Below are 12,899 nucleotides of genomic sequence, written 5' to 3'. Positions count from 1 at the left end.
TTCAGCGCGGCCCGCCCTGGTCGATCACGCGGATTTCGCCGACTTCCAGGTCGAGTTCGGTCCTGAAGTAGAGCCGCTCCGGATACGGCTGCGCCCACAGATCGCCCTCCACCAGAAACGACACGGTGTTGTGGCGCCCGGTCGTCTCTTCGAGTTGCATCGAACTGACCCGCACGGTGTCGCGCAGAATACGCGGCTCGAACGCCCAGATCGCATCGCGCACGAGCCGCTCGAGCCGCGACGGATCGATGCCTGAGGCGGTCTTGCCGGCAATGTCCGGCAGGCCGAAATTGATCACGGATGTCGCGACATACGGATAGCCGCTCAGATCCTGCACCGACGCGAGGCCATTCGCGTTCAGCAGCCAACCGAGGTCGCGCTGCACACTTTCGCGCAGCGCGCGCATCGACAGAACGCGCCGCTCGCGCGCTTCCTGCTTCGCCTCCGGTTCGAGATCGGTCAGCCGGTCGAGCAGCGACGGTTGCAGGCGATCACGCGCGGTCAGTTCAGCCATGATCCGGAGCGGCCGCGCCGTCCTGTTCGGCAGGCGCGTCGCCGCTCGTCAGTTCGATGGTGCGCACGTCGAAGAGCGCGTAGTCGTTCGCATCGGAGGCGAACATACGCTGTCCCACCGGCCGCGCGAGCACGGGATCGTCACCGATCCATTCGGTCAGGCGCGCGAGCCACAACGCTCGATTCGGCTCGGCGAGCGTGCCCGGATAGCGGGCGGGAATCAGACCGGCGGCCTGGCCGTCGTTGGCCCACGTGAAAACGGCCGGCATCCAGACGCGGTCGCGCAGGTCGGACGGCGGCTCGATTTCGATCCGTTTGATGCGCGAAAAAGGAATCCAGTAATAGCGGCCGTTCAGCACGGCTTCGAGTGTCGGGCCGAGCCGGTTGTCGGCGTCGGCGAGCCACCTGAACGGTTCGCCGTTCAATGCGCCGGCGGTGGCGGGCGCCTCGTCGAGCGCCCGCGCGCGCGCGGCGGCCGCCGCGCCGCTATCGCCCGCGGTGTCGAGCCGCAATGCCTCGAGGAGCAACGCAAGCCAGCCGGTCGGCTCGCCGAAGATCAGCGGCGCGCGCTCACCTTTGAAAACCGCTTCGCGCAGCGCCTCGCATTGCAACGCTTCACGATAGGTTTGCACCATCGGCAACGCGGCCGCGTCGAGTTCGCCGACGACGTTCAGTTGCGTCAATGCGCGATCCCAGGCGCCCGTCACCGCGAGCAACTGGAAGAGAAAGACGCGATTGGCGGCTTTCGACGGATCCTTGCGAACCTGCTTTTGCAATTCGCGCAGACATCCGTCGAGATCGCCTTCGCGCAAGCATTCTTCTGCGTTCATGCCGGTTCGCTCCGGTCTGGCTCGAGTCGTCCCACCCGCCGCCGCACTGCGACGGCAGGACCGCCGCAGTGCAGTCGCCCTTTGCGGTCAGCCGATCAGGTAGTCGCGTTGGCGGGGATGTTCCATTTCACTTCGACCACCCCGCCTTCCTTCTCGCCCTTCGCGTTTTGCGGCTGGTACTCGACATGGAATTTTTCGAAGTTGAGCGTGACGTTCTCGGTGAAGCGTTCTTCGCCGCCCGAGCCGCCGGTCGAATACGAGCTGACCAGCACGCCGTTCAACGTGATCTTGTAGTACTCGAGCGGATTGTCGCCACCTGCCTTGCGCACCGTCAGCAACGCCGTGTCGATGTGCGTGCCTTTGGTGCAGGCTGCCATGATCGGCGGACTCGCCTTGTCGCTGTATTTGGTAAATGACAGGTCCTGCACCGACACCTTGCCGGCGCCGCCGCCCGTGCCCATGTGCATCGTGCCGCTCTGGCTCAAGCCCCAGCTCCACGCGAGCACTTCGATTTCTTCCTTGTGGGTCTTGTCCTGCGACTCGCCCTTGATATCGCCCAGCTTCATGAACATGTCGATGGCCATCTTCTTCTCCGCTCAAAGCAATTCGTCACTCAATGGGGATTTCCGTCATGCCGCCTTGGCGGACGGAAGCTTCGAAACCAACCGTAGCGATACGGTCAGGCCTTCCAACTGGTAGTGCGGACGCAGGAAAAACTTCGACGTGTAATAACCGGGATTGCCTTCGACTTCCTCGACGACCACCTCGGCGGCCGCGAGCGGGCGTCGTGCCTTGGATTCTTCCGTCGAGTGCGCCGGATCGCCGTCGACGTACTGAAGGATCCAGTTCTGCAGCCAGCGCTGCATGTCGTCCCTCTCCTTGAAACTGCCGACCTTGTCGCGCACGATGCACTTCAGGTAGTGAGCGAAGCGGCTGCAGGCGAACAGGTAAGGCAGACGCGCGGCCAGGTTCGCGTTCGCGGTGGCATCGGGGTCTTCGAACTCGGCGGGCTTGTGCAGCGACTGCGCGCCGATGAAGGCGGCGAAATCGGAGTTCTTCTTGTGCACGAGCGGCATGAAGCCGTTCTTCGCGAGTTCGGCTTCGCGGCGATCGCTAATGGCGATTTCGGTGGGGCACTTCATGTCGATGCCGCCGTCGTCGGTGGGGAACGCGTGCACCGGCAGGTTCTCGACGGCGCCCCCCGACTCGATGCCGCGAATCCGCGAACACCAGCCGTACATCTTGAACGAGCGGTTGATATTGCTCGCCATCGCATAGGCGGCATTGGCCCATGCGTATTTGCCGCTGTCCGCGCCGGCCGTGTCTTCCTCGAAATCGAATTCCTCGACCGGATTGGTCTTGGCGCCATACGGCGCGCGCGCGAGAAAACGCGGCATCGCGAGACCGACGTAACGCGCATCCTCGGATTCGCGCAGCGAGCGCCACGCGGCATGCTCAGGCGTCTGAAAGATTTTCGTCAGGTCGCGCGGATTGGCCAGCTCCTGCCATGAATCCATCAGCATGACAGCGGGATCGGCGCCGGCGATAAACGGCGCATGCGCGGCGGCCGAGATCCTGGATATCTGCGTCAGCAGATCGACGTCGGGCCCGCCGTTGTCGAAGTAATAATCGGCCACCAACGCGCCATACGGCTCGCCGCCGAACTGGCCGTATTCCTCTTCGTAGAGCTTCTTGAAGATCGGGCTTTGATCCCACGCGGTGCCCTTGTACTTCTTGAGCGTCTTGTACAGATCGCCCTTCGATACGTTCATCACGCGGATCTTCAACGTCTCGTCCGTCTCGGTGTTGTTGACCAGATAGTGCAAGCCGCGCCACGCGCTCTCGACTTTCTGGAACTCTTCCGAGTGGATGATCTGATTGATCTGGGCGGTCAGCTTCTCGTCGATCTGCGCGATCAGCGATTCGATCGTCGCGAGCACATCGCCCGAAATCACGTTCGTATCGCGCAGCGCCTGTTCGGCGAGCGTGCGCACCGCCGTCTCGACGGCTTCCTTCGCCTTCTCGCTCTTCGGCTTGAATTCCTTTTGCAGCAGATTCGCGAAATCGCTCGTTTCAAGCGACGCCTCGCCGGGTTGCGCTTGCCCTTGGGTGCTAGGTTCAGCCATGGTCAGACTCCCCTGTAGATCACGCTCATTGCTGCGGCTTCGGTGCGGACGCCAACGACTGCAGCAACGCAGGATCGTTGAGCAGTTTCGCGATCAGCTCCTCGGCGCCGGTCTTGCCGTCCATATAGGTCAGCAGGTTTTGCAACTGGCCGCGCGCCTCCAGCAGCTTCGACAACGCGTCCACCTTGCGCGCGACCGCCGCGGGCGAAAAGTCGTCCATGCTCTCGAAGGTCATGTCGACCGCGAGGTTGCCCTGACCGGTCAGCACGTTCGGCACCTGCACGGCGACGCGCGGTTTCATCGACTTCAGACGCTCGTCGAAGTTGTCGACGTCGATCTCGAGAAACTTTCGATCCGCCACCGGCGCGAGCGGATCCGCCGGCTGACCGGAGAGATCGGCCAGCACGCCCATGACGAAGGGCAGATTGACCTTTTTCTCCGACCCGTAGACTTCGACGTCGTACTCGATCTGAACTCGCGGCGCTCGATTGCGCGCGATGAATTTCTGGCTGCTTTCCTTGGCCACGACCATTCCCCTGGTTGACGCCTCACGGCCGCGAGCAGCGCGGCGCATGACTGGCGTTGCTAGAAGCGAAAAAGCCTATCCCCGCCTGACTGCTTACTCGTTTTCGATACCGCCGGCCTGCCTGGCCTGGCGCACGCCTTCGGGCGCGAGGTCCTGCAGAATTTCCATGAAGTTCCTGTCGACCAGCCGGCGCGCGCGCAGCAGCAGCAGCGGCACCGGGCTGGAGGGTTCGTGACGCTCGTAGTACGCGCAGATCTTGTCGATCATGCGAATCACGTCCTGACGGTCGGTGATGTCGCCGGACAGCGGCACGGGTGCCGGCGCCGCGCCGGCGCTTTCGCCCGGGGTCACGTCGCCGTTCGGCGATGCCTGCGGCGCTCCGTCCGGGACATCGAGACGCTCGCCGAGAAAGTCGGCCGCACGCCGCAGCAGCCTCGATAGCGGCGACAGATCGATGGAGCGCGCCGCGCCGACACGCTCGGTCAATACCGTCTCGATGCGCATCGCGCTATGCGTGGCCGCGAGCAAGGCCGTGTGCGCTTCGGCGGCGTCTTCGTGGGCGTCGGCGATCACCGCGTCGATCGAGCTCAGCGACGCCGCCTCGACGCCCTTGGGCAGCGGCACTTCGCCGGTCGCATATTCGATGTCGCGCAAGCTGACGTCACCATGCGCGCGCGACGACGCGAGCGGTGCGTCGCGCACGTCCACCAGCATGCCGGACGGTTCAACGAGGGCGGCGAGCGCGTTGACGCGGGCGGTCGGATCGTTGTCGTCGTCGGGATCGAGCTGTGGATAGACATGGTCCCAGCGCTGTTCGAGCAGGCCTTCGACGAGCGCGAGGCCCTCGGCGAAGCCGGAGAAACCTCGGCGATTGAGCAGCGCGCGCGTCAGGTGTACCGCGACGCGCAAGTCGCGGCCTTTTGCGAGCAGATCGAGCGATAGCGCTTCGGCCACTTTCCAGTCAGGCGGCGTGGCGGCGACCATGGTCTCGCCGAACTGCACCTCCGGCTTGCCGTGGACGACCTGCTCGAGCGCAAGGAAGTCAGGGTCGTACTCGAGGTCGTCCCCGCATGGACTGGCAGCTGATATGTCGGCAAGCATTTCGCCCGCGAGAAGCGTGGCCATGTCTGGTATCGGTCTCGGATGAGTAGTCTCGACGCACCGTAAGTGACCGGTACGGGTTGCCCTTGCCCGCCGGGAATCAACGTTCCCGGAAATACGTGTTAACTCTAATTAGATTGCCTTCGCCAGCTATTGCGATGTTTTTAGCGAGCGTTGTCCTTTCTCGGCGGCAATCCGATATGAGAATAGCACGCAGCCCGGAAAATCAAAGCCGGATAGCAATAGAAACGATTTTGTTTAATTAAGCGAAGTAGTATATGTAATACCATTCAACTCCATAAACACTTAAGACGTTTTAACATTTCGTTCCGGCACCATTACCCGTCACAAGCTCGGCCGGTCGTCTTACGACCTCAGCAGCGCGCCCTTTCAGGACGGTCGATTGGCGAGATATCCCGACGTCTAGGTAAACGAATCAGCTGCTCGGATTTTTTAAAAATTTTGACCTCCCCGGATTGCCGGTAGGCGCTTACATGGCGTTTAGGGTTAGTCCTGATAGCGATAGAACCCGTCGTCAAGGCGGTGAATAACATATTAAGTTTTAACTTGTAATAAATAAAACGTGCCAATAGACTAAGTCTGTTTTCCAATCACGCGCCGCTTGCAGGGCGGAATTGCCGGTATTGCAAGCGTTTGGCATACGCATCTGCCCGATATGGCGGCAAAGCGAGTGCCGGATTCATTGGGGACAGGAAGCCGGCGCACCACAAACGCGGCGAAATGGGTAGTGTCAGCAGCCGGGCTCCGCCCTGAAGAAGCGGGGCTCACCACCTCGGGGTGAAAAGTGGCAGATATCCAAAGCGCTGCAATTGCCGACCACGCTGGAGAAAGCGCACTGCCCGACCTGTGGCAACGCCGCACCTGCCTCAGCCACGACGAAATGGCGTCGATCTATACGATCGTGCGCCGCGCGCTGACCGGCTACCATCCGTCGGAATTGCAGGCGCTGGGCGAGGACAAGGAGGAACTGATCTCGCAGTTCCTCTATCTCAAGGTGTTCCGCCTCGATACCGCGCCGACGGCATTGCCCACCTTCCCGCTGCACAGCGCGCCTTCGACCAGCCATGCCGTGTGCGCCTATTTCCGCCGCTATCTGATCGACTGTCTGCGCAGCGCGAGCCATCAGCGCAACGTGTCGCTCGACGAAGGCGACGTGATGCTCGAAATCGACCGGCAAACGGCTTTTCATCCCGATCCGATCGGCTCGGTCCTGTTGCAATACGGTATGCACGAAGCCGAGGTACGCGAATCCGCGTCGCATTTCATCGCTTCGCTCGACGACGCCGACCGCATGCTGCTCGCCGGCAGTCTCGGCTGGCTGTCGAACGAGAAAGGCGGTCTGTCGCAGGTGGCCGCGCGTTACGGCATCGCGTCGTATCACTACCGGGCGCGCAAGCTTGGCGTCACGCTGAAAAAAGGCTCGATACCCGCCGACTTCGCCCGCACGCAAATCGGCCGATGGATCGAGCACAACCTCGGCATCGACATCTCGCCGGGCAATCGCATCGTCATCCTGCTGGTTCTGGGCATTCTGTCCGCGCAGTCGCACGCACAGGAATGAGCTCGACAGACCACGAGCATATGAGAGGTCAACGGTGCAACTTGCCACCGCGAGCCTGACCGACCGGGGCGACCGCCCGCGCAACGAAGATTCGTTCGGCGACTGGTCGAGCGAACGGCTCTACTATTGCGTCGTCGCCGACGGCGCCGGCGGACACGGCGGCGGCGACACCGCCTCGCACCTCGTGGTCGCTTCGGTGCTGGCGGATTTGCGCTACCTGACCGTTGCCGAGTTGCCGCCGACGGGCGACCGGCTGATCAGCGCGCTCACGCATGCCAATGAGAACATCGTCGAAGAACAGTTGCGCGGCACAGGCAATGAAAAAGACATGCGCTCGACGGCCGTGGTGCTCGCCATCGACCGCGAATGCGCGACGGCCGCGTGGGCCCATTGCGGCGACACCCGCCTCTACTGTTTCCGCCACGGCGAGCTCTGCGCGCGCACGCGCGACCACAGCATGGTTCAGCAGATGGTCGACGCGCGGCTGCTCGCCGAGGAGGAGATGCGTCATCATCCGCGCCGCAACGTGCTGTATGCGGCGCTGGGCACGCGCGACGCACTATCCATCGTGGGCGTCGACGGTACCTTCGCGCTGCATGACGGCGACGCTTTCCTGATCTGCACGGACGGCCTGTGGGAGTATGCCGACGACGCCGGCATCGCCGACGCGCTGGCCCATGCGGCGACACCCGGCGCCTGGCTCGACGCGCTCGCGCAACAGGTGCGCGCGAGCGCCAGCACGAACCACGACAACTTCACGGCGTTCGCGGTGTGGGTCGGCGACGACGCTGAGGCGACGCAATTGATGCCCGGCCCGGCACAGGCGTAACGCAGCGGATCAGCATCGGAACGGGGCTCGCATCATGCCAATCTCGGTCATCATTCCCTGCCTGCAGATGGCGGCAACGCTTGGCCGCGCACTGGAAAGCTGCCTGATCCAGCCGGAGGCGGCACAAATCATCGTCGTCGACGATGGCTCGACCGATGCTTCGATCGAAGTCGCGCAACATTACGGCCGCCTCGACGCGCGCGTGCAGGTGCTGCGCATGCACGTGAATGGCGGCGTCGCCGCCGCGCGCAACTGGGCCGCGATGCACGCGACCGAGGATCTGCTCGGATTCATCGATGCCGACGACGAATATCTGCCCGGCGCGCTGGCCGCGGCGAGTGGCTATCTGCAGCGTTGTCCGGGCGAGGCATCGGTGCGGCTCGATGTCGACTATGCGGGCTTTCCGCGCGCGATCGTCGAGCATGCCGATTTCGAAAAATACGCGGCGATCCTCAGCAACACCGTGCCGAGCAGTCTCGTGATCCGGCGGCCGGTGTATCGCGCGCTGGGCGGGTTTCCGCTCGACGCGTTCTTTCGTCGCGTCGGCGGAGAAGACGGCGCGTTTTCGTGGGCATTGAGCAGGCTGTTCGGCAACCGGCGGCTGATCGACGCGAAACGGGTGCGCCAGCATTACCACCCGGCCATCCACGCTGAACGATTCTTCCGGATTCACCTCGGCATGGAGCAGCCCGTCCATCAGGAGGTCGTCGAAGTATGGCGGCTCTCGCAACGGTTCGTCGCGAGCGCCGAGGCCGCCATCGCGCAACTGCGCGCGCTGCATTCGCCTGAAGGCGCCGCGCCACCCGTCCCGCCCGCGTCGCCCGGCTCCCGCTAGAAGTCACCGCAGCCGTGCTGGGTGTTCGTTAGCAGGCAGCTGTTCAGGTTCGGCTGCGAACGCACCCGCTTCCATTCGACCGCGAGGATGTCCTGATTCTCGCCAGGCGGCGTCGTGCTGAAGAGCGGCTGGTTCGAGCCGATGCAGATGTTGGTGCCCTGCAGATTGTTTTCGTAGACGAACGTCTGCTCCTGGCTGCTGAAAAACGTCTGCAGACCGCTTTGCGCGACCGGATTGGGGATCGGGCCCTGCGGGTTCGAGATTGTGCTCGGAAACGGAGTCACCGTCAGCGTGCCCGGTACTTCATTGACGATATAGCCCACGCTGGACGTGAAGTTGGGGTCGATCGGATAGCCGCCCGCCGGTGAAGTCAGAGTGGCCGTGGTCGTCTCCGAGCCGCTCAACGTGCCCGCGGCGGTATCGCCGTTGATCAGGCCGCTCGTCGTGTAGGTGAACGCCGGGTTCGGTGCGCCGACGTAGCGCGTCGCGCCGTCCGCGGTGACCGTGACCGTCGGCCGTGCGACATAGACGAAATGATTGCCGGTGGTGGGCACCGTGCCGCCCCAACTACAGCCCGAGCCAAACAGGCAGCCGTAGAAATTGGGCTGCGCGGTGTTCGGCTGCACGCTGCCGCGTGTCTCGCCGTTCCAGGTGCTGGCCCAGACTCGCCATGCGTTGCCGGCGCCAGGTGTGCCGGAGTTCGCATCGACGAACACGCCGTTCTCCATCACCAGATCGATCGAGCCGCCCGCGTTCAGATTCGTATTCGGAGCCGTCGCGGACGGCGTGCTCGCGCCCAGCCCGATATTGCCGGTCGTAGCGGTCGCGACGAGGCTGCCGGTCAGCGTGGAGTTCGTCACGCTGATCGGGCTCAACTGGCTCGCGGCGGAGTCGAACGTCTGGCTCGTCAGCGGGCCGATCACGAAGCCATGCGAGTTCGAGAAGTCGACGCTCCCGGCGTTGGACATCGCCAGTACGCCGACGTCGTTTTGCGGATCGGTCAGTGTGAAGGTACCGGGGCCGGCGAGAATCAGCCCGGCGGCCTGGATGCCGCCAGGGTCCGTGACGGGACCGGCCGACAGCAGCATCAAGGTGTGGCCTGGCGTCGAGATGCCGTAGGTCAGCGCGATCCCTTGACTGCCCGCGCCCGGGTTGGACAGCGTGAAATTGTTCGCGAAGCCCGGACGTGTCGGCACGCAAGTCGAGCCGCCCGATACGCACTGCCCGCCGACGGTGATGCGCCCGGTTTGCGTGCTGGACCCGAGCACGATGCTGGGAATCGACGCGAAGGTCGAGAAAGTCGGGGCGTCGATGCTGAGACCGCCGCCCGTGCCGAGCAGCGTGATCGGTGTCGCGTTCTGAGCGGTGATCGTGAAGCTCGACGGGTCCACCGACGCCGGCATGATCGACAGCACGCCGCCCGGCGACGACAGCGTCGCCTGCGTGATGGCGAGGCTGCTCGCCGTGCCGTCGTTGAATGCGCGCAACACGATCGAAGCGGGATTCGTCGTCGAGATCGTCACGTTGTCGGCGGTGGCATTGGCGACCGCGCTCGTCACGCCGCCGGTGACGATGGAAGTCGGATTGGTCAGCCCAAACTCGCTCTGCTCGGTCGCGGGCACCGCAAGGCCGACCGCGACGCCCGGATCTGACGTCGTGGTCGAACCGGCGATGCCGATCGTAGTGGCACGCGTCCCGGTCGCGCTGATCGCGCCATTGGCGATCAGCACGCCGTAGTCGTTCTGCAGGTTCGGACTGCTGCCTGCCGGGCCGCTCACCGCGCCGCGGATATCGATCGCCCCGCCGTTGTTCGACGTGATCGTCGTGCCGTCGGTGATCAGCACACCCTGCACGAACGGGCCGGTGCCGCTGCCGAACAGGCTCACCGTGCCCGTGCCGGTCGTCACCGATACGGGGGCTGTCTGGATGCAGTCCACGCATAGCGTGTTCTCGAACATCAGCCCGATCACCGAGTCGCCGTTGACCGCGGCTCCCACGCTTTGTCCGGTGAACTTGAGGTTGCCGCTCGTCGACTGGACCGACGACCCATGCATGTCGAGGCCGATGCTGACGTTCATGTTCGACGACACGCTGCCGGTGGCGGAAATGTCGCCGCTGCCGGTGCTCAACGTGGTGCCATAAAAATAGACGCCGTCCGCGAAAGTGCCGCCGGCGGCTGTACCGGTGACATTCCCCGTCACGTCGATCGCGCCGGTCGTGTTGGAGATCGTGGTGTTCTGAATCTCGACGCCGAAGCCGCCTTGCGCGCTTTGCGTCACGCTACCGTTGACCGAGATCGCGCCGCCCGCACTGCTGACCCCGGGCTGCAGCGCGGGACTCTCGCCCACCGTGGCGCCGCCTGTCAGGAACACGCCCATCGCGCTGCTGCCTGAGGAACTGCCGTTCACGCTCAATGCCCCGCTCGTCGTGCTGGCGGAACTGCCTGAGAGAAACACGCCGATGCCCTGATCCTCGATATTCGAACTGCCGGCGCCGCTGATGGTGAGCGCGCCGCTGCCGGTTTGAATCGTATTGTCACCTTGCGCGATCACGCCGTCGTTGCCTCCGCCGCCGGCAGTAGCCGTGCCGGTGATGCGAAGCGCGCCGCTCGTCGTCGAGAGCGAGCTGGTGCCGTTGATCGCCACGCCGTTGGCGTTCGGGCCCAGCGCGACACCCGACAGCGAGAACACGCCGCCCTCCGTGGAAATGGTCGACGAGTCGATGAAAATGCCCGACGACGACGTGATCAGATAGCCAATCGCCACGCCATTGATCGGGAACGTGCCGGTGACCGTCAGATCGCCGCCCGCGGTGTCGATGTTCGAGTTCTGGATCAGGACCGGGCTCGCGCCACCGCTTCCCACCGTCACGCTGCCGCCGTTGGTCTTCACCGTGACGCCCTGGAACGAGACCAGGCTGAGCGGACTCGTGCCGCCCACGTTCGCATCGAATACGAGGCTGAGCGGCCCCGCGCCCGACGTGATGGTGTTGTTGACCAGCACCGATCCCGTCGCGCTCAGCTTCAGCGTGGCGGGAAGCGTGCCGGTCGTGAGGTTGAGCGGCGCGTCGACGGCGATGTCGCCCGCGCCGAAGTTGGGATCGGTCCCTGTCAGTACCGTCACCGACGTGCCGAGGCTCAGCGGACCGGTGAGCGCCGTGTTCAGGATGAACGTGCTGCCCGTGATCGGCCCGAACGTCATGGTGTTGGAATCGGTTGCGGTTTGCGTTGGGACCGGCGCAGCGGAGACATCCGGCACCTGCGTCACGATGTCGACCTCGAACGGATCGAGCAGCCACCTGCCGCCCTGCCCCTTCGCCGCCGATGCGTCGACGCTCATGCCGGTCGTGTCGAGCGTGTGGCCGGACGTTTCGATCAAGCCGCCGTTACCGCCCTGGGGCCCGCCCTTCGCGGTCAACGTGCCGTAAATGCGGCTGGCCGTTTCGCTGTAAGCCACGACGTTGCCGCCATTGCCGTCGACGAGCGCATCCGCATGGAGGCTGGCGCTCGGCGACATCCAGATCGCATTGGCATTGCGAACGGAGGAGTCCGCACCCGCCGGGCCGCCGCCGAAGTGCACGGTTCCGCCGCCCGCGGCGCCGCTCGCATCGACGTACGCTCCGGCCAGCAGCGCCACGTCGTAGCCGGTCACGTCGATCCTGCCGCCGGTTTGCCCCGCGCCGCCACTGGCGTCGAGCGTCCCGCTCACCTGTGTCACGCCGTTCGTGCCGCCGTCGAGCAGAATGCGGCCGTCGTGTTCGCTCAGGCTCTGCGCGCGCACGATGCCTTGCTGGTTGATGACGGTGCCCGCCAGCGCGTCGGCCGTCTGTGCGCTCATCACCACGGTGCCGCCGTCGGCGGCCAGCGTGCCGGTATTGCCGATCAGCGCGTGCGCCGCGCCCTGGTTGATCTTCAGGGTGGTCAAACCGTCGCCGGCAAAGTCGACGGTGATGTCGTTGCCCGCGCCCAGCGCGACGCGGCCCAGTTTTGCGCTGACCGTGCCGCTATTGCTGACCGTGCCGCCAAGCAACGCGATGGTGCCGCCCGCGGCCGCCGTCAGCGACCCCGCATTGCTGAGCGCCGCCGCGGACGCGCCGACGAAATGGAAGTTGCCGGCGAGGAAATCGGCATTGGAGATATTGAGTGTCGAGGCGATCATCGACCCCACGTTCACCGACGATCCCGGCGCAAAGATCACCCCCGCCGGATTGACGAGAAACACCTTGCCGTTCGCCTGCAGGCGTCCGGCGATCACGCTGGGGTCGTTGCCCGTCACGCGGTTGAGCAGCGCGGCGGAAGCCGACGGCTGCGAGATCCTGACCGCTTCGCCGCTACCGATCGAAAACGCGTTCCAGTTGACGATCGCATTGGACGAGCCCTGCGTGATGTGCATCTGTCCCGCGCCCGGCGAGTTGATGCTGACCGTGCCGGCCACCACCTGGGCGCCGGTCGGATTCGCGAGCGCGAGCGGCATATACGACGCCGCGAACAACGCGGCGACCGCGCCGGCGATCGTGCTCACATGCCCCGGTCGCACATTGCATCGCTTGTTCATCGCA

General features: G+C 64.5%; 10 protein-coding genes. 3 read left to right on the top strand and 7 right to left on the bottom strand.

What is annotated here, in order from left to right; translation table 11 throughout:
* Window position 1: 1 nt before the first annotated feature.
* The 6 genes from tssE to tssA form a co-directional block, all read right to left on the bottom strand.
* Window positions 2–514, bottom strand: a complete 513-nt coding sequence (tssE, locus tag OKW44_RS17950) for a type VI secretion system baseplate subunit TssE (RefSeq protein ID WP_018422993.1) — start codon at window positions 512–514, stop codon at window positions 2–4.
* Window positions 507–1,343: a type VI secretion system accessory protein TagJ gene (locus OKW44_RS17945; protein WP_018422994.1), complete on the bottom strand. Its 837-nt coding sequence runs from the start codon at window positions 1,341–1,343 to the stop codon at window positions 507–509. Before OKW44_RS17945 ends, tssE begins: the two co-directional genes overlap by 8 nt.
* Window positions 1,344–1,438: 95 nt before the next feature.
* The gene (locus OKW44_RS17940) at window positions 1,439–1,927 is read right to left on the bottom strand and encodes an Hcp family type VI secretion system effector (protein ID WP_018422995.1); all 489 of its coding nucleotides are present in this window, start codon (window positions 1,925–1,927) and stop codon (window positions 1,439–1,441) included.
* Between the two features lie 45 nt (window positions 1,928–1,972).
* A complete protein-coding gene (gene tssC, locus OKW44_RS17935) occupies window positions 1,973–3,469 on the bottom strand; it encodes a type VI secretion system contractile sheath large subunit (RefSeq protein WP_018422996.1) in 1,497 nt (498 codons plus the stop codon).
* A 25-nt stretch (window positions 3,470–3,494) separates the two neighbouring features.
* Window positions 3,495–4,001, bottom strand: coding sequence for a type VI secretion system contractile sheath small subunit (gene tssB, locus OKW44_RS17930; protein ID WP_018422997.1), 507 nt, complete (start codon window positions 3,999–4,001; stop codon window positions 3,495–3,497).
* Between the two features lie 87 nt (window positions 4,002–4,088).
* Window positions 4,089–5,120: a type VI secretion system protein TssA gene (tssA, locus tag OKW44_RS17925; protein ID WP_018422998.1), complete on the bottom strand. Its 1,032-nt coding sequence runs from the start codon at window positions 5,118–5,120 to the stop codon at window positions 4,089–4,091.
* Between the two features lie 781 nt (window positions 5,121–5,901).
* Between tssA and OKW44_RS17920 the strand changes: the two genes are divergently transcribed.
* Genes OKW44_RS17920 through OKW44_RS17910 form a run of 3 tightly spaced genes read left to right on the top strand, consistent with a single transcriptional unit; the run spans window position 5,902 to window position 8,342 of the window.
* On the top strand, window positions 5,902–6,678 hold the full coding sequence (locus OKW44_RS17920) for a hypothetical protein (protein WP_051103832.1): 777 nt from the start codon (window positions 5,902–5,904) through the stop codon (window positions 6,676–6,678).
* Between the two features lie 34 nt (window positions 6,679–6,712).
* On the top strand, window positions 6,713–7,507 hold the full coding sequence (locus OKW44_RS17915) for a PP2C family protein-serine/threonine phosphatase (RefSeq protein ID WP_018423000.1): 795 nt from the start codon (window positions 6,713–6,715) through the stop codon (window positions 7,505–7,507).
* Window positions 7,508–7,541: 34 nt separating this feature from the next.
* The gene (locus tag OKW44_RS17910) at window positions 7,542–8,342 is read left to right on the top strand and encodes a glycosyltransferase family 2 protein (RefSeq protein ID WP_018423001.1); all 801 of its coding nucleotides are present in this window, start codon (window positions 7,542–7,544) and stop codon (window positions 8,340–8,342) included.
* On the opposite strand, the gene OKW44_RS17905 is transcribed toward OKW44_RS17910, so the two are convergent.
* On the bottom strand, window positions 8,339–12,895 hold the full coding sequence (locus OKW44_RS17905) for a beta strand repeat-containing protein (protein WP_018423002.1): 4,557 nt from the start codon (window positions 12,893–12,895) through the stop codon (window positions 8,339–8,341). The two genes, OKW44_RS17910 and OKW44_RS17905, sit on opposite strands and share 4 nt — an antisense overlap.
* Window positions 12,896–12,899: the final 4 nt, after the last annotated feature.

It is taken from the genome of Paraburkholderia lebeckiae (genome assembly GCF_050436325.1).
Classification (GTDB): Bacteria; Pseudomonadota; Gammaproteobacteria; order Burkholderiales; family Burkholderiaceae; genus Paraburkholderia; species Paraburkholderia tuberum.
The sequence above is the reverse complement of the archived record's forward strand: the minus strand, read 5'-3'. Positions and strand labels throughout refer to the sequence as shown.